This is a genomic window from Micromonospora sp. NPDC023966, assembly GCF_040639095.1.
Lineage (GTDB): Bacteria > Actinomycetota > Actinomycetes > Mycobacteriales > Micromonosporaceae > Micromonospora.
The window spans coordinates 108,050-124,395 of record NZ_JBEZZJ010000002.1; the positions used below are offsets into that span (position 1 = coordinate 108,050).

Below are 16,346 nucleotides of genomic sequence, written 5' to 3' on the forward strand. Positions count from 1 at the left end.
CTTGATCGTGATCGAGCAGCCGGCGTACACCGAGTTCGGTTTCTCCGACGACGAGTGGGGGCTGCTGGTCGGGCTGCCGCAGGCGGTCCTGACCGCGGCGGCCGCGGCCGAGTCCGACGGCACCCGGCGCACCATGGCCGAGAACGCCGCCGGGCTGGAGACCATCGCCGCGGGCCGCGAGTCGGCCAGCCCGCTGGTGGCCGCCGTCGCCGGGGAGGTCGTGGTCCGGGTGGGCGACCCCGAGACCGGCGCGGAGCTGCCGGTCATCACCCCGGACGACCCGCAGGCGATGATCGAGGACGTGCTGGGCCGGGCCGGGCAGGCGTCGGCGCTGCTCGCCGGCAAGGTCGACGAGGGGCAGGCCGGCGCCTACCGGCACTGGCTGGTGGAGATCGCCGAGCAGGTGGTGGGCGCCGCCCCCACCGGCGGCATCCTGGGGCTCGGCGGCGACGTGGTGACCGACTCGGAGCGGCGCTTCCGCGACCGGCTCGCGCACGTGCTCAACGACTGACCGGACTGTTAACAGAAGATGTCACGTCCGTCAATGACGGAAATGTCACGCCCCACGGGTGCCAACTCCCGGCCTCGTGGGGTGTCCTGCTTGATGAGGCGTCCTGCTTCACGAGGCGAGACGAACCACGGGGGTCGGGCATGGACACAGCACTGAAGCGGCAGGTCTTCGACACGGAGCAGGTGCCCGCCGCCGACCGCTTCGGGCTGTGGCTGGACATGCTCGCCCACACGCCCGGGCTCATGCGGGTCCGCACCGAGCACGCCGACAACTTCGTGGCGCGGATGGAGTTCCTCGACCTGGGTCCCCTCCAGCTCGTCCGCCACCGCTACCCCCCGCTCGACGCGGTCCGGACCCGGAAGCTGATCCAGCGCTCCGACGCGGACTACTACGTGCTCGCGCTGACCCTCGCCGGCACTGGAATCACCGACCAGGAGGGGCAGCGCGGCATCTGCCGCCCCGGCGACTTCACGTTCTACGACTGCGCCCGTCCCCAGGAGATCAGCCACCATGGCGTCGATGAGGACCAGCCGGTCAGCTCCATCGTGGCCTTCATCCCGTACGAGTCGCTGCCGCTGCCGAGTCGCCGGCTCGCTCCCCTGTTCGCCGGCCGCATGTCCGGCGACGAGGGGATCGGGGCCCTGCTCGGCGACTACCTCATCCGGCTCACCGCCCATCCCGAGCAGTACCACGCGGCGGACGCGGAGCGGCTGGCCGGCGTCGGGCTGGACCTGGTGTCCACCATGCTGGGCCGGCACCTGGTCTCCGAGGACGCGGTGCCCACCGAGGTACGCCGCCGGGCCCTGCTGGCCCAGGTGCGCTCGCACGTCCGCCAGCACCTCGGCGACGTCGCGCTGAGCCCGCAGTCCATCGCCGACGCGCACCACGTCTCGGTCCGGTCCCTGCACCGGCTCTTCGAGGCCGAGGAGACCACCGTGGCGGCGTACATCCGGGACGAGCGGCTGGAGCGGTGCCGCCGGGACCTCGCGGACCCGGCGCTGGCCGACCGGCCGATCCAGCTCGTCGCCGGGCGCTGGGGCTTCCGGGACAAGGCCCACTTCAGCCGGGCGTTCCGGGCCGCGTACGGGGAGACCCCGCAGGCGTACCGGGCGCGTCACCTGGAAGCGGCACGGATCGTCAACACGGCGGCGTCCGCAGTCAACTCCGGCCGGACATACTGAGTACGGGCCAGCCGGGCGACCGGCGCGGCCCACTGGTATCGGGGGGCCGTGGCGAGGCGCCCGCGGCGAGTTCCGCCGCGGGCGGCCGCCCGGTGGCCCTCCGACGGGCCACACCGGTTTCCGGCCCCGCCGTGCTTCCCCCCAGGACTGACGACGGGGCCGGTCAGGCCGTCTCCTCCTCCAGCAGCACGAGCACGGCCTTCTCCACCGCCTCGCGCGGCATGTCCGGCTCCACCGGAACCAGCACCCCGTCGTGGTAGAGATCGACCACCCGCGGGTCCACGTAGGACGTCCGGGCCACCGTGGGGGTGTTGCCGAGCAGCTCGGCGACCGAGCGCATCACCGCCACCACCGCCCGCCGGCGGGCCGTCGTGGAACGCTGCGGGCCGACCGCGGCCAGCTCGGTGGCGGCCAGCACGGTGGCGTGCCAGGTACGGAAGTCCTTGGCGGTCATCTCCCCGCCGCTGGCGTCGCGCAGGTAGTCGTTGACCTCGTCGCTGCGCACGTCCCGCCAGGTCCCGCCGTCCCAGTAGCCGAACAGGCGCTCCTCGGCCCGCCGCCGGCGGCGCAGGTTGGTCAGCACCCGGCACAACTCCGGGTCCTCGATCCGGCGGACCTGCTCGATGCCGCCCTTCGCGGGGAACTCGAAGACCACGCAGCCGCCGCGCGAGCGGGCGTGCTCCGGGCGCAGGGTGGAGACGCCGAAGGTGGCGTCCTCGCCGGTGGCGTACTGGTCGCTGCCGACCCGGAACATGCCCATGTCGAGCAGCCGGGCGACGGTGGCCAGGACCCGCTCCCGCCGCAGGCCCCGCAGCGCCAGGTCGTGCTCGACCCGGTCGCGCAGCACGGGCAGCCGGTGGGCCACCTCCAGCACGTGGTCGAACTTCGCCTCGTCCCGTTTCTCCCGCCACTTCGGGTGGTAGAGGTACTGCTTGCGCCCGGCCGCGTCGATCCCGGTGGCCTGGATGTGGCCGTTCGGGTACGGCGAGATCCACACGTCCTGCCACGCCGGCGGGATGACCAGCTCGCCCAGCCGGGCCAGCTCGTCGGGGTCGCGCACCGGCTCGCCCTTCGCGTCGACGAAGAGCCAGCCCTTGCCGCGCCGCCGGCGTCCGTACCCCGGCCTGCCCGGATCACTACGCCGCAATCGCACCGGAGACCCGCACCGCCCGTTCCGCCTCGTCCACGGCGGTCACCACCTCGTCGACCGTGATGGCCGCCAACGTCGGGTGGGTTCCTACCCCACCGCGACCAGGCCAATCCCGGTCGATCCCGTCGCGGTCGGTGACCCCGAGCACCCGGTGTCGGGGGCGGTCGGGCGGCGGGCCCCAGTGCGCCGGCCGCACCGGCCCGAAGAGCACCACCGAGGCGGTGCCGTAGCCGGTGGCAAGGTGGGCTACCCCGGTGTCGCCGCTGACCACCAGCCGGGCGTCGGCCACCAGCGCGGCCAGCTCGGCCAGGCCGGTCCGGCCGGCCAGCACCGCGTCCGGCGGCAGCCCCGCGTCCCGGGCCACCCGGGCGGCCAGGTCCCGCTCGTCGGCCGAGCCGGTGAGCACCACCCGGTGTCCCCCGGCGGTGAGGGTCCGGGCCAGCGCGGCGAAGCGGTCGGCCGGCCAGCGCTTCGCGGGGATCTTGCTGCCGGGGTGCAGCACCGTGGCCCCGGCCGGGACGGCGGCGGCGGGCGGGCGGCGCAGCGCCAGGTCACCGGGGTCGGCCGGGAGGCCGTACCAGTGCAGCAGCCGGCACCAGCGGCGCACCTCGTGCTCGTCGTCGTCCCACGCCGGACCGGCGAGGTGCCCGGCCTCGGCGTTGCGGTGGGCGAGCAGCCGGCCCGGCCGGGTGGCGGCGAGCATCCGGTGCGACTGCGGCCCCCGCCCGTGCAGGTTGACCGCCACCTCCGGCGGCCGGCCGGACCACACCGGCCGGCCGGTCAGCCCGGGGGTGAGCAGCACCCGGTCGACCACCCCGGTCAGCTCGGCCAGCGGGGCCAGCCAGGCCGGCGCGGCCAGCACCAGCTCCCGGCCCGGGAGTCCGGCGCGCAGGCCACGCAGCGCCGGGACGGCGGTGGCCAGGTCGCCGACCCCGAGCGCCCGCAGCACCAGGATCACGGGTACGAGGACTCCTGCTCGGCGCAGACCACCATCTCGCGTACGGCGCACCCGGCCGGCTGGGAGAGGGCGAACATGACCGCGGCGGCGGTGTCGGCCGGCTCGTTGAGCACCGCGTCCGGGCCGGGACGGTACTGGGCGTCCCGCTGGTCGAAGAAGGCGGTCCGCATGCCGCCGGGGATGAGCAGGGTGACCCCGACCGCGCCCGCCAGTTCGGCGGCGAGCGCCCGGGTGAAGCCGACCACCCCGAACTTCGCCGCGCAGTAGGCGGTGGCGTCGCTGACCGCCTTCACCCCGAGCGTGGAGGCGACGGTGACGATGCTGCCCCGGGACGCCTCCAGGTAGGGCAGCGCGGCCCGGATCACCGCGGCGGTGGCGAGCAGGTCCACGGTGACGATCCGTTCCCAGGTCTCCGCCGGCACGTCGACCAGCTTTCCCGGCACGTCCATACCGGCCGCGGTGACCACGGCGTCCAGCCCGCCGGAGCGTTCCGCGAGCTGCCGGGTGGCGGCCTCCGCGGCCCGGGTGTCGGCCAGGTCGCACTCGACCCAGGGCACCCCGTCGGCGGGCCGCTGCCGGTCCAGCACCAGCGGACGGCCGCCGCCCCGGGCCACCGCGGCGACCACCGCCGCGCCGAGCCCGCTCGACCCGCCGGTGACCAGGACGGTGGGGCCGGCCCCGGGCGGACTGCTGCGCTGGCTCATGGTGCTCCCTTCGCCGTGGACCGCACGACCGTCTCCCGGTCCGGCTCGGTCGCCGGGACCGCCACGCCGGGCCAGCCCGCCGTGCCGCGCCCGGACCGGGCCGCCGCGATCATGTCGGTGGTCGACCGGCCGTCCAGGTACGGCACGACCACCGTGTGCCCGCCCCACCGGGCCAGGATCTCCGCCTCGGGCAGCGTCTCCGCGCCGCCGCCGCTGGCGTAGTCGCCGCCCTTGACCCAGATGTCCGGCCGCAGCCAGGACAGCGCCGCGTGCGGGGTGGGCTCGTCGAAGATCAGCACCGCGTCGACGCAGCCCAGCGCGGCGAGCAGCCGGCCGCGGTCGCCCTGCGGCACCACCGGCCGCTCCGGGCCCTTCAGCCCGGCCACGCTGGCGTCGGAGTTGAGGCAGACCACCAGGCAGTCGCCGAGCTGCCGGGCCGCCTGGAGGGTGGCCACGTGCCCGGCGTGCAACAGGTCGAAACAGCCGCCGGTCGCCACGACCGTGCCGCCGGCCGCGCGTACCCGGGCCACCACCTCCCCGGCCGCGGCGGCCCCGATCCGGTCCCCGCCGCCGACGACCACCGCCGGGGCGGCGGTCCGGACCGGAGCGGGCAGCGCGGTGGCCACTCCCCCGCCGGCCACGTAGGCGGACGCCTCGGCGACCGCCTCCTGCACCGCCTCGGAGACCAGCGCGCCTCGCGCCAGGGCCAGGGTGGCCGCGGCGGCGAACCGGTCCCCCGCACCGCACGTGTCCCCCTCGGCGGCCGGGGCGGGCACCACCAGCGGGGTGGATCCGGCGTGGCAGAGCAGCGCACCGTCCCCGCCCAGGGTCACCGCCACCGCACCGGCCTGCCAGCGCCGGCGCAGCGCCTGAGCGCCCCGGGACGCGGTGACCAGCCGGGACGCGCCGGGCGGGGCCTTGGCCAGCTCGCGCGCCTCGGACTCGTTCGGGGTGGCCAGGCTGACGCCGGGCACCGCGGCCGGGCCGCGCGGGTGCGGGTCCCAGACCACCGGCGCCCGGGTCGCGGCCAGCGCGGCGCGCAGCGCCGGGTGGCGGGCGACGCCCCGGCCGTAGTCGCTGACCAGCACGGCCGAGGCGGTGGCGAGCAGGCGCAGCACCGCCTCGCTGGGCGCGCCCGGATCGCCGGCCGGGCCGCCGCGGTCGTGGCGCAGCAGCACCCGGCCGCGCGCCCGCAGCCGGATCTTCTCCGGGGTCGCCCCGGCCAGCGGCAGCGCGTAGAGCTGCACGCCCGCGGCGGTGAGCAGCGTGCCGAGCCGGGCCCCGCCGGCGTCGTCGGCGAGCGCGGTGACCAGCGCGACCTCGGCTCCCTGCGCGGCGGCGAAGACGGCGGCGAGGCCGGCGCCGCCGGGACGGTCGGCGTGCGTGGTCTCCTCGAGCACCGGCACCGGGGAGTCCGGGCAGAGCCGGTTCACCACCCCCTCGACGTCCCGGTCCAGCAGCGTGTCACCGAGCACCACCACGGGTCCCGTCATGCTCGACCTCCTCATCGGGCCTGCACCTTCCCGTCCGGGCCGTCACCGAGCACCACCTCGACCCCGGTCCGCACCGTGTCGGCCGGCCTCCGGTCCGCCGCGCGAGCGGCGAGCGCCGCGGGCAGCGCCCGGTCGACGTACTCGCAGAGCACGTGGGTGGCGACCAGGTGCAGCTCCTGCACCACCTGGCTGTCCGGCGAGTCGATGGCGAGGGTCTCGTGGCAGGACCCGGCGAGCGGGTTGGGGGCGGGGCCGGTGAAGGCCCAGCAGCGCAGGCCGGTGTCGTGGCCGGCCCGGGCGGCGGTGAGGAGGTTGGTGCTGGTGCCGCTGGTGGACATGAGCAGGAGGATGTCGTCGGGTCGGCCGTGGGCGCGGACCTGGCGGGCGAAGACCTCGTCGTAGCCGTAGTCGTTGCCGATGGCGGTGAGGGCGGAGGTTTCGGCGTGCAGGGCGATGGCGGAGAGGGGTTCGCGGTCGTCGCGGAGTTTGCCGACGAGTTCGGCGGTGAGGTGCTGGGCTTCGGCGGCGCTGCCGCCGTTGCCGGCCACCAGCAGCCGCCCGCCGCTGGCCAGCCGGCGCGCCAGCTCCCCGCCCCAGCGGGCCAGCAGCTGCTCCGCGTCGCGCAGCGGCAGCAGCGCGGCGGCCAGCCGGGTCAGGTGGTCCTCCAGCACCGTCCCCCCGACGGCCGGCGTGGGCGCCATCAGGCGACCACCCGGGTGGGCCGACGGACGGTGGCCACCTCGGCGTACAACTCCGCGAGCCGGTCGGCCGTGGTGGACCAGGAGTAGCGGGTGCGGGCCCGTTCCAGGGCCGCGGTGGCGTAGGCGAACCGGCGGATCCGGTCACCGAGCAGCCCGCGGATCGCCGCGCCGAGCGCCGCCGGGTCGCGGGCGGGCACCAGGTCGCCGGTCCGGCCGGGCACCACCGTGTCGATCAGCCCGCCCACGGCGGTGCCGATCACCGGTACGCCGCACGCCATCGCCTCCAGCGGGGTGAGCCCGAACGGCTCGTACCAGGGGGCGGCGACCAGCACGTCGGCCGACCGGTACCAGCGCCCCATCTCCTCCCGGGGCACCGCCCCGATCACCTTCACCCGGTCGGCGATCCCGCAGGACTCGGCGAGCGCCCGCAGCCGCAGCGCGTACGGGTCGGTCTCCAGCAGCCCGGCCGGCGGGCCACCGACCACCACGCACTCGGCGTCCGGCACCAGCGCGGTGGCCCGGATGACGTCCTGGAAGCCCTTGCGCTCGACCAGCCGCCCGACGGTGAGGATCCGGGGGCGGTCGCCGTCCCGTTCGGCGACCGGGCCGAGCGGGGCGAAGGTGGACAGGTTCACCCCGGACGGCACGACGGTCATCCGGGACCGGGGCACCCCCATCCGGACCAGCTCGGCGACCTCGTCCTGGCACTGGGCGACCACCCGGTCCACGGAGCGGCCCAGCCGGCGCTCGTGCGCGACCCGGCCCGGTGGGCTCGTGTCCTGCGCGCCCTGGTGGCGGCGCTTGACCGTGCCGAGCGCGTGGTACGTCTGCAGCACCGGCACCCCGGTGCGCCGCGCGGCGGCCAGCCCGGCCAGGCCGCTCATCCAGAAGTGCGCGTGCACCACCTCGGGCTGCCAGTCGCCGGTGCGCCACCGATCGGCCAGCCACTCCCCGAACGCCGGCATGTACGGCAGCAGGTCGTCCTTGGCCACCGGCTCGGCCGGCCCGGCGGGCACGTGCACCACGTCGTATCCGTCCGGGGCGCGGACCCGCACCGGCAGGTCCACCGCGTCCAGCCGGGTGTGCACGCGGACGTCGTGACCGGCGGCCGCGAGCGCGGCGGAGAGCTCCGCGACATGCGTGTTCTGGCCGCCGGCGTCCTCGCCGCCGAGGACGGCGAGCGGGCTGGCGTGCTCCGAGATCATCGCGATGCGCATACTTCCTCCTCCAGCAGCCGGTCCCAGTCGGCGAGGAAACGCTCCAGGCCGTAGCGGTTCCGGGCGGCGGTCCGGGCCGCGGCGCCCGCCAGGCGGGCCGCCACCGGGTCGTCGAGCAGGCCCCGGGCCGCCTCGACCAGCACGTCCACCCGGGTGGAGAGGGCGCCGGCGGACGGCGGCACCGCCTCCACGGCCTCGGTGGTGGCCAGCGCGACCACCGGCATCCCCATGGTCATGGCCTCGACGAGGCTCAGCCCGAGCGAGGTCCACCGGCACAGGTGCAGGTACGCCCGCCGCTTCGCCAGCTCGGCCTGCATGGCGTGCTGCGGCACGTCGTCGTGGCTGGTCAGCCGGTCCGGCGGCAGGCCCAGGTGGTCGGCGAGCCCCGCCACCTTCATGCCGTAGACGTCCAGCGGCGCGAGTTCGGCGAAGCGGGCCAGCAGGTCGGTGCCGGTGACCCGCCAGCGACGCACCGGTTCGTTGATGACCACGGCGAGGCGGTCCAGCTCGCCGGTCCACTCGACGGCGGGGGCGACGACCCCGTGCTCGACCACGGCGGTGCGGGTGCCGCCGTTGTCCCAGAACAGCTCGTTGAAGTGGGTCACGTGGGTGAGCAGCAGGTCGTCCCGGTCGGCCATCGGATGCCGGTTGTTCGGCACGTCGCCCTTCGGGGTGTTGTGCTCGACGTAGACGGCCGGCACGTCCCGGCCGACCCGCCGGCCCAGCCAGTCGCAGGCCAGGTCGAACTCCTCGGGCCGCTGGAGCAGCACCACGTCCACGTCGGCCCGGCGCAGCTCCGGCGGGGTCACCTCGACGGCGCTGTCCGGCCACGGGTAGGTCCGCGCCCGGCCCAGCCCGTACGGGCCCCGGTCCGGGGTGACCGGCACCAGGTAGCGGTGCTTGCCGTGCACGAAGGACGTGGTCCAGGACCCGTGCACGTGCCACACCAGGACGTTCATCCGACCACCCCGCCGGGGACGGCGACCAGCGGCTCCGGCGCGCCGGCGGGCACCCCGAGCAGCCGCAGCGCCTCCAGCACCCGGCCCGGCTCGACCGCGGACAGGCAGGGGTGGCCGGGGACCGGGCAGCGCATGGCCCGGGTGTCCCGGCAGGCCGCCCCGGCGTCGCCGAGCCGCACCGTCGGCACCCGGTAGGGCCCCCACTGTCCGAACGGGACGGTCGGGGCGAAGAGGCTGACCACCGGCACGCCGAGCGCCGCCGCCAGGTGCGCCGGGCCGGTGTTGCCGACCACCAGCGCGCCGGCCCGGGCCACCACCGCGGCCAGCTCGCCGAGGCCGGTACGCCCGCCCAGGTCGAGGCCGCCCGCGGCGGCGACCTCAGCGGTCAGCTCCCGCTCGTCGGGCCCACCGGTGACCACCACCCGGTAGCCCGCGGCGCTGAGCACCCGGACGATCCGGGTGGCCAGCTCGAACGGGCAGGCCCGGGTCTCCGCCGAGGAACCGGGGTGCAGCACGACGTAGCCCGGCTCGCCGGCGGCGGCCGGGGCGGGGGGCAGCCGGTCGGCGCGCAGCCGCAGCCCCGGCTCGTCGCCGGCAGGCAGCGCGAAGCCGGCCGACGCGGCCAGCGACAGCGCCCGCTCCGGCTCGGGCACCCCGACGGGGACCCGGTGTCGCACGTCGAGCAGGGCGCCCGGGTAGTCGTCGCTGATCGCGCTGATCCGCGGCACCCCGGCCATCCGCAGCAGCAGCGCCAGCGGCAGCGCCGACTGGTGGAAGGAGGTGAAGACGACCGCCTCGTCCGCGCGTACGGCGGCGAGCCGGTCGACCAGGGCGCGCATGGCCGCCGGGTCGACCGGCGGGGCGGGTGCGTCGATCCAGGGCAGCGGCGACTCGATGATCTCGTCGACGCCGGGCAGCAGCTCCGCCGCCGCCCGGCCGCGTGGCCCGCAGAGCAGCACCACCCGTTCCGCCCCGGCCGCCACCGCGCGGATGCCGGGGCCGGTGACCAGCACGTCGCCGGCCGCGTCGCTGCGCGCCACCAGCACGGTGCCCCGCCGGGGCGCCGGCTCCGGCGCGGCCACCAGCCGCATCCGGCCGAGGATGGTGGCGACCGCGTCCGGCAGGTCGGCGGCGACGGTCGGCGCGGCGGCCACCTCGGCTTCCCGGGTGGCCGGGGTGGGCACCATGATCCCGGCGGCGCCGGCCGCCGCGGCGGCGGCCATGTCGGCGCCGATGTCGCCGACCAGGACGCAACGGGTCGGTGTGGTGCCGAGCGCCCGCGCGGCGGCGTGCACCAGGCCGGGGGCCGGCTTGCGGCAGGCGCAGCGGTCCGGCTCCCCGTGCGGGCAGACCTGCCAGCTGTCGAAGGGCCCGAGTAGCTCCTCCACCCGGGCGTTGACCCGGCGCAGGTCCTCGGCGGTGAAGCAGCCCCGGGCCAGGCCGGACTGGTTGCTCACCACGGCCAGGCGCAGCCCGGCCGCGCGCAGCCGGTCAAGCGCCTCCCGGGCGCCGGGCACCGGGCGGACCTTCCCCGGGTCGCCGTTGTAGGGCACGTCCTCGATGAGCGTGCCGTCCCGGTCCAGCAGCACCGCGTCGTACAGGCCGGACGGGAACCGGTCAGCACCCGGGTCAACCCGGGCTGACCTGCACTGATCCCGCTCGTGGTCCCGTCGCACGGGCGGCGGGTTCCCGACCCCCCGAGGAGTAAACATCAACTTCGGCGGAGCCGCCTCCGCCGGTGCCGTACGGCCGGTCCGCAACCCCGCTCGCGCCGGCCCGGTCCGGCGTTACCCGCCGCCGGAGAGAAGCTAACCCGGCCGCTGTTAGCGGTGGTCCGGGCGGGGGTATGGGGTTGCGGTGGCGGTTGTGGAGAAAGTGATCGACGCGTCCCCGCAGCAGGTGTTCGCCGTGCTCGCCGACGGGTGGACGTACAGCGACTGGGTCGTCGGCACGGTGCACGTCCGGGGCGTGGACGACTCCTGGCCCCGGGTGGGCAGCCAGCTGCACCACAAGGCGGGCCCGTGGCCGCTCTCGCTCCAGGACACCTCGACGGTGCTGGAGTGCGACGCCCCGCACAAGTTCGTGGTGCGCGCCGGGCTGTGGCCGGCCGGCGAGGCGATCGTGGTGTTCCGGCTGGAGCCGCTGGACGGCGGCCGGACCCGGGTCACCATCGGCGAGGAGTTCGCCGCAGGGCCGCTGCGCTGGGTCCGGAACAAGCTCAACGACCTGCTGCTGCACCAGCGGAACAAGGAGACGTTGCGCCGACTCTCCGACATCGCCACCCGGCAGAAGGTGGACCAGTGACGCAGCGGGTGGCCATCACCGGGGCGAGCGCGGGCGTGGGTCGCGCGGTGGCCCGGGCGTACGCGGCGCGCGGCGCCCAACTTGCCCTGCTGGCCCGGGGCGCGGCCGGGCTGGCCGCCGCCGAGCGGGACTGCCGCCGGCTCGGCGCCGCCGACGTGCGCACCTACGAGGTGGACGTCGCCGACGCGGGCGCGGTGCAGCGGGCCGCCGACGACGCGGTGCACCACTACGGCGGGCTGGACGTCTGGATCAACGACGCGATGGTCTCGGTCTTCGCGCCGGCCTGGGAGATCACCGCCGCCGAGTTCCGCCGGGTCACCGAGGTCAACTACCTGGGCACCGTGCACGGCACCCTGGCCGCGCTGCGCCACATGCGCGCCCACGGCCGCGGGGCGATCGTGCAGGTCGGCTCGGCGCTGGCCTACCGGGGCATCCCGTTGCAGTCGGCGTACTGCGCGAGCAAGCACGCGGTGCAGGGCTTCAACGACTCGCTCCGGGCCGAGCTGCTGCACGACTGCCCCGGGGTGAAGCTGACGATGGTGCAACTTCCGGCCGTCAACACCCCCCAGTTCTCCTGGGTACGCACCCGGCTGCCCCGGCATCCGCAGCCGGTGCCGCCGATCTTCGCGCCGGAGGTGGCCGCGCGGGCGGTGCTCTGGGCCGCCGACCACGGGCCGCGCGAGCTGAACGTCGGGGGCCCGACCTGGAGGGCCCGGCTCGGCAACGTCCTCTTCCCCGGCCTGCTGGACCGGAAGCTGGCCCGGGACGGTTACGACAGCCAGCAGACCGACGCCCCGATCGACCGGGCGGCCTGGCGCGACAACCTGGACCGGCCGGGCGACGACGAGCGGGACCGGGGCGCCGAGGGGGTGTTCGCCGACCAGGCCCGCCGGCACTCGGCCGCACTCTGGGTGAGCACGCACAAGCCCGCGGTGTCCGTGCTGGCGCTCGGCGGGCTGGCGATGGCGGCCGGCGGGTTGGCCCGGCGGCTACGCTGACCGTCCGCAGCGGCGGACGTCCCGGAATCCGCCGGGCGGGCGTCTGTGCGGACCGCGCGGAGAGGACTGGCTACCCTCTCAGGTGAACCTGTCGGCCGACCGAGGATGTCCGTGATGATCGAACCCGTGCAGTTGCCCTCTCCGTGGCGCGACGCACGCCTGACCGTCGTCGTTCCGACCTACAACGAGGCGGGCAACCTCCCGGTGCTGGTCGAGCGCCTCCTCGCGCTGCCGCTGCCGGGGCTGAAGGTGCTCGTCGCGGACGACAACTCCCCGGACGGCACCGGGGAGGTCGCCGACAAGCTGGCCATCGAGCACCCGGACCGGGTGACGGTGGTGCACCGCCCGGGCAAGGAGGGTCTCGGCCGGGCGTACGTGGACGGCATCGGGCGGGCGCTCGACGACGGCGCGGAGTACGTCGCGCAGATGGACGCCGACATGTCCCACCCGCCGGAGGCGCTGCCCGGCATGCTCGGCGCCCTGCTCTCCACCCAGGCCGGCGTGGTCATCGGCTCGCGCTACGTGCCGGGCGGCGAACTGGACGAGAACTGGCCGCTCTACCGCCGCGCGCTCAGCGGCTGGGCCAACCTCTACGTGCACACCCTGCTGCGGGTACGCATCCGCGACCTGACCGCCGGCTTCAAGATCTGGCGGGCCGACGCGCTGCGCGACATCGGCCTGCAGCGGGTGCAGTCCAACGGCTACAGCTTCCAGGTGGAGATGCACTACCTGGCCACCAAGCTGGGGCACACCATCCTGGAGGTGCCGATCCGCTTCGAGGAGCGCCGCGAGGGCGCCTCGAAGATGACGACCGCCACCAAGATCGAGAGCGCGCTGATGCCGTTCAAGCTGCGCACCCGGCACCGCAACCTGGACAGCTGACCCCACCGCCGCCTCCGCACCGACTTGGCCTCACGCTGCGTCATGATGACGCAGCGTGAGGCTTTGTCATCAGGCCACCACAACGCGGCGCCGGCTTTCGGTCGGGCCGGGCGCGAACGGGGTGCGCCACCCCGGGCGGCCGGCAGCCGCGCGCGAACGGCCCGGCGATCGGGTCAGCGGTAGACCGTGCGGTGGGCCGCGCCGATCACGCCCGCGTACAGGTCGCCGGTGAGCGCCCGGTCGCGGGCCAGGGCGGCCCGGGCCGCGTTCGCGCCGGGCGCGCCGTGCACCCCGCCGCCGGGGTGCGCCGAGGCGCTGGCCAGGAAGAGCCGGTCCACCGGGGTGTCCGCGCGGCCCAGGCCGGGGATCGGCCGCAGGAAGAGCTGCTGGTACGCGGCCGCGGTGCCGCCGCCCACCGCGCCGCCGACCAGGCTCGGCTCGGCGGCCTCCAGGTCGGCCGGGCCGGCCACGTGCCGCCCGACGATGAGCGAGCGGAAACCCGGGGCGGCCTCCTCCAGCACCTCCTCCATCCGTGTCACGTGCCCGGTGATCTCCTCGGCCCGCCAGTGCCGGCGGAACGGCAGGTGGGTGTACGACCACAGCGACTCGGTGCCCGGCGGGGAGTGGCTCGGGTCGGCCACCGACATCTGTCCCAGCAGCAGGAACGGGTGCCGGGGCAGCTCGCCGCGGGCCAGCTCCCCCGCGTACGCGGTGAGCCCGTTCAGATCGGCGCCGAGGTGCACGGTGCCGGCGCCGGCCACCGCCCGGTTCTTCCACGGCACCGGCGCCGACAGCGCCCAGTCCACCTTGACCGTGGAGCCGTCCCACTGGAAGTGCGCGAGGTCCTCGACCAGCCGGGGCGGCAGCGCCGCCGGGCCGACCAGGTCCAGGTAGAGCGCCGGGGCGGGGACGTCGGCGAGCACCGCCCGCCGGGCCCGCCAGTCGGCGCCGCCGGCGGTGCGAACCCCCATGGCCCGGCCCCGGGCGGTCAGCACCCGGTCGACTCGGGCGCCATACTCGATCCGGCCGCCGCGCTCGACCAGCCGGGCCACCAGCGCGTCGGTGATCTTCTGCGCGCCGCCGATCGGCACCGGCCAGCCGACCTGCTGGCCGAGCATGGCGAGCAGCCAGCCGTACACCCCGGAGCCGGCCTCCTCGGGGGACAGGTCGGTGTGCAGTGCGCAGCCGGCCAGCAGCGCCGGACCGCCCTCGCCGGCGAAGAGTTCGTCGCCGAGCTTGCGTACCGGTACCACGAGCCGGCGGGCCAGCCGCAGCGCGCCGGAGACCTTGAGCCGGCGCAGCAGGGTCAGCCCGCCCCGCACCGGCGGGAACGGACTGGTGATGGTGTCCAGCATCGGCTCGGCCACCTGGCACCAGTCCGCGTACGCGTGCCGCCAGCGGTCGCCGTCGCCGGGGGCGAACGCCTCCAGCGAGGCCGCGGTGACGTCCAGGTCCCGGTTGACCACGGCCGCGCGGCCGTCCGGAAGCAGGTGGGCCAGCACGTCCGGGGCGTGGGTCCAGGACAGCCCGTGCCGCTCCAGGCCCAGGTCGCGCAGCACCGGGGAGGCGTAGCCGAGGGGGTAGAAGGAGCTGTAGAGGTCGCTCAGGTAGCCGGGGGCGGTCACCTCCGCGGAGCGGACCGCCCCGCCGGGGACCTGGGTGGCCTCCAGCACCAGCACGTCCCAGCCCGCGTCCGCCAGCAGGTTCGCGGCCACCAGCCCGTTGTGCCCGGCCCCGATGACGACGGCGTCCGCGGTGGAAATCATCCGATCCGCCTACCCGTCCGGTTACCGGGCGAAACGCGTTTGCCGGGCCGGGGGCGGGGCATCCACTGCCGCATGTACACGGTTGCGCAGCTCATAGGTGGAGTCTGGGGTGCCGGTGGTGCGGGGGGCGAGCTGGTCGTACACGATCCGGCCGACGGCTCCCCGGTGACCACCGTGCCGGTGGCGACGGCGGACGAGGTGGCCAAGGCGGTCGAGGCCGCCCGGGGCGCGGCGGCGGAGTGGGCGGGGACCGCTCCGGCGGAACGGGCGGCGGCGCTGCACCGCGCGGCGGACGCGGTCGAGGCCGCCGCCGACGAGTTGGCGCAGGCCACCACGGCGGAGATGGGCAAGCCGCTGGACGACGCGCGCGGTGGCGTGGCGGCGGGCATCGGCACCCTGCGACAGTACGCCGAACTCGGCCCGGTGCGGGGCGGGCGGACCCTGCACGGCGCCCCGTCTGCCCTGGACTTCATGGCCCCCGAACCGCGCGGCGTGGTCGCCGCGATCACCCCCTGGAACGACCCGGTGGCGGTCTCCTGCGGCCTGCTCGGCGCGGCCCTGGTCACCGGCAACGTGGTGCTCTACAAGCCGAGCGAGCGCACCCCGGCGACCGGCTGGCTGCTCGCCCGGGCCCTGGACTCGGCGCTGCCGGCCGGGGTGCTGTCGCTGCTCACCGGTGGCGCGGAGGTGGGCGCGGCGCTGGCCGGCCAGGAGGTGGACGTGGTCGCCCACGTCGGCTCCACCGCCACCGGCCGGGCGATCGCGGCCGCCGGGGCCCGGACCGGCGCGAAGGTGCTGCTGGAGAACGGCGGCAGCGACCCCCTGGTCGTGGACGCGGACGTGGATCCGGTCTGGGCGGCCGAGCAGGCGGCGCTGGGCTGCTTCGCCAACGCCGGGCAGATCTGCGTCGCGGTGGAGCGGATCTACGTGCACCGGGACGTGGCCGAGGACTTCGTCGACGCGTTGGTCGAGCGGGCCGAGGAGCTCGCCGTGGGCCCGGGGCGGGACCCGGGGACCCAGCTCGGGCCGTTGGTCGACCGGCGGCACCGGGACCACGTGCACGGGCAGGTCACCGCGGCGGTGGCCGAGGGGGCGCGGTTGCGCACCGGCGGCGCCGTGCCGGACGGACCGGGCGCGTTCTACCCGGCGACGGTGGTCAGCGACTGCCGGCACGAGATGACGCTGGTCCGCGAGGAGACCTTCGGGCCGGTCGCCCCGGTGGTCGTGGTCGACTCGTTCAGCGAGGGGCTGCGCTGCGCGGCCGACTCCCCGTACGGGCTGGCGGCCACGGTGCTGACCGGCTCGATGAGCCACGCCCACCGGGCCTGGCGGGAGCTGCCGGTGGGCACCGTCAAGGTCAACGCGGTGTTCGGGGGCGCGCCGGGTGGTGCCGCGCAGCCGCGCCGCGGCAGCGGCCAGGGTTTCGGGTACGGCCCGGAGCTGCTCGATGAGTTCAGCACGACGAAGGCGGTGCACATCGAGGCTCCGGGCGGCGGCCACTGGTGAGCGAGCCGACGGGAGC

At 76.1% G+C, this 16,346-nt stretch carries 15 protein-coding genes; 6 read left to right on the forward strand and 9 right to left on the reverse strand.

Features of this window, described 5'->3' with window-relative positions:
* Positions 1-7 precede the first annotated feature (7 nt).
* Entirely contained in the window at positions 8-511 is a 504-nt protein-coding gene (locus tag AB0F68_RS04635) for a hypothetical protein (protein ID WP_357332993.1), read from the forward strand.
* Between the two features lie 140 nt (positions 512-651).
* A complete protein-coding gene (locus AB0F68_RS04640; protein WP_357332994.1) occupies positions 652-1,692 on the forward strand; it encodes a helix-turn-helix domain-containing protein in 1,041 nt (346 codons plus the stop codon).
* A gap of 163 nt (positions 1,693-1,855) precedes the next feature.
* Here the strand turns inward: AB0F68_RS04640 and AB0F68_RS04645 are convergent, their stop codons facing one another.
* Genes AB0F68_RS04645 through AB0F68_RS04680 form a run of 8 tightly spaced genes read right to left on the reverse strand, consistent with a single transcriptional unit; the run spans position 1,856 to position 10,475 of the window.
* The gene (locus AB0F68_RS04645) at positions 1,856-2,845 is read right to left on the reverse strand and encodes a DNA topoisomerase IB (RefSeq protein WP_357332995.1); all 990 of its coding nucleotides are present in this window, start codon (positions 2,843-2,845) and stop codon (positions 1,856-1,858) included.
* On the reverse strand, positions 2,829-3,800 hold the full coding sequence (locus tag AB0F68_RS04650; RefSeq protein WP_357332996.1) for a glycosyltransferase family 9 protein: 972 nt from the start codon (positions 3,798-3,800) through the stop codon (positions 2,829-2,831). The genes AB0F68_RS04645 and AB0F68_RS04650 overlap by 17 nt, the downstream gene beginning before the upstream one ends.
* Positions 3,797-4,504, reverse strand: a complete 708-nt coding sequence (locus AB0F68_RS04655; RefSeq protein ID WP_357332997.1) for an SDR family oxidoreductase — start codon at positions 4,502-4,504, stop codon at positions 3,797-3,799. Before AB0F68_RS04655 ends, AB0F68_RS04650 begins: the two co-directional genes overlap by 4 nt.
* On the reverse strand, positions 4,501-5,997 hold the full coding sequence (locus AB0F68_RS04660) for a PfkB family carbohydrate kinase (RefSeq protein ID WP_357332998.1): 1,497 nt from the start codon (positions 5,995-5,997) through the stop codon (positions 4,501-4,503). Before AB0F68_RS04660 ends, AB0F68_RS04655 begins: the two co-directional genes overlap by 4 nt.
* Positions 5,998-6,008: 11 nt before the next feature.
* A complete protein-coding gene (locus AB0F68_RS04665) occupies positions 6,009-6,698 on the reverse strand; it encodes an SIS domain-containing protein (protein WP_357332999.1) in 690 nt (229 codons plus the stop codon).
* A complete protein-coding gene (locus tag AB0F68_RS04670; protein ID WP_357333000.1) occupies positions 6,698-7,915 on the reverse strand; it encodes a glycosyltransferase in 1,218 nt (405 codons plus the stop codon). The genes AB0F68_RS04665 and AB0F68_RS04670 overlap by 1 nt, the downstream gene beginning before the upstream one ends.
* Complete coding sequence (locus AB0F68_RS04675; protein ID WP_357333001.1) at positions 7,900-8,874, reverse strand: glycosyltransferase; 975 nt, start codon at positions 8,872-8,874, stop codon at positions 7,900-7,902. Before AB0F68_RS04675 ends, AB0F68_RS04670 begins: the two co-directional genes overlap by 16 nt.
* Complete coding sequence (locus tag AB0F68_RS04680) at positions 8,871-10,475, reverse strand: HAD-IIIA family hydrolase (RefSeq protein WP_357333326.1); 1,605 nt, start codon at positions 10,473-10,475, stop codon at positions 8,871-8,873. The genes AB0F68_RS04675 and AB0F68_RS04680 overlap by 4 nt, the downstream gene beginning before the upstream one ends.
* 265 nt (positions 10,476-10,740) lie before the next feature.
* On the opposite strand from AB0F68_RS04680, the gene AB0F68_RS04685 reads away from it, so the two are divergent.
* The 3 genes from AB0F68_RS04685 (at position 10,741) to AB0F68_RS04695 (ending at position 13,058) form a co-directional block, all read left to right on the forward strand.
* Positions 10,741-11,178, forward strand: a complete 438-nt coding sequence (locus AB0F68_RS04685; RefSeq protein WP_357333002.1) for an SRPBCC family protein — start codon at positions 10,741-10,743, stop codon at positions 11,176-11,178.
* Positions 11,175-12,176, forward strand: a complete 1,002-nt coding sequence (locus AB0F68_RS04690) for an SDR family oxidoreductase (protein ID WP_357333003.1) — start codon at positions 11,175-11,177, stop codon at positions 12,174-12,176. Before AB0F68_RS04685 ends, AB0F68_RS04690 begins: the two co-directional genes overlap by 4 nt.
* Positions 12,177-12,290: 114 nt before the next feature.
* A complete protein-coding gene (locus AB0F68_RS04695; protein ID WP_357333004.1) occupies positions 12,291-13,058 on the forward strand; it encodes a polyprenol monophosphomannose synthase in 768 nt (255 codons plus the stop codon).
* Positions 13,059-13,231: 173 nt separating this feature from the next.
* Here the strand turns inward: AB0F68_RS04695 and AB0F68_RS04700 are convergent, their stop codons facing one another.
* Positions 13,232-14,824, reverse strand: coding sequence for an NAD(P)/FAD-dependent oxidoreductase (locus tag AB0F68_RS04700; RefSeq protein WP_357333005.1), 1,593 nt, complete (start codon positions 14,822-14,824; stop codon positions 13,232-13,234).
* Between the two features lie 72 nt (positions 14,825-14,896).
* Between AB0F68_RS04700 and AB0F68_RS04705 the strand changes: the two genes are divergently transcribed.
* Positions 14,897-16,330 (forward strand): aldehyde dehydrogenase family protein, encoded by a 1,434-nt coding sequence (locus AB0F68_RS04705; protein WP_357333006.1) that lies wholly within the window; start codon positions 14,897-14,899, stop codon positions 16,328-16,330.
* Positions 16,331-16,346 lie beyond the last annotated feature (16 nt).

What these genes read in the sequence shown, in the direction of transcription:
- AB0F68_RS04660 (WP_357332998.1), bottom strand. Translation starts at nt 5,997, where the DNA reads ATGACGGGACCCGTGGTGGTGCTCGGTGACACGCTGCTGGACCGGGAC.
- AB0F68_RS04655 (WP_357332997.1), bottom strand. Translation starts at nt 4,504, where the DNA reads ATGAGCCAGCGCAGCAGTCCGCCCGGGGCCGGCCCCACCGTCCTGGTC.
- AB0F68_RS04640 (WP_357332994.1), top strand. Translation starts at nt 652, where the DNA reads ATGGACACAGCACTGAAGCGGCAGGTCTTCGACACGGAGCAGGTGCCC.
- AB0F68_RS04670 (WP_357333000.1), bottom strand. Translation starts at nt 7,915, where the DNA reads ATGCGCATCGCGATGATCTCGGAGCACGCCAGCCCGCTCGCCGTCCTC.
- AB0F68_RS04675 (WP_357333001.1), bottom strand. Translation starts at nt 8,874, where the DNA reads ATGAACGTCCTGGTGTGGCACGTGCACGGGTCCTGGACCACGTCCTTC.
- AB0F68_RS04705 (WP_357333006.1), top strand. Translation starts at nt 14,897, where the DNA reads ATGTACACGGTTGCGCAGCTCATAGGTGGAGTCTGGGGTGCCGGTGGT.
- AB0F68_RS04700 (WP_357333005.1), bottom strand. Translation starts at nt 14,824, where the DNA reads ATGATTTCCACCGCGGACGCCGTCGTCATCGGGGCCGGGCACAACGGG.
- AB0F68_RS04695 (WP_357333004.1), top strand. Translation starts at nt 12,291, where the DNA reads ATGATCGAACCCGTGCAGTTGCCCTCTCCGTGGCGCGACGCACGCCTG.
- AB0F68_RS04665 (WP_357332999.1), bottom strand. Translation starts at nt 6,698, where the DNA reads ATGGCGCCCACGCCGGCCGTCGGGGGGACGGTGCTGGAGGACCACCTG.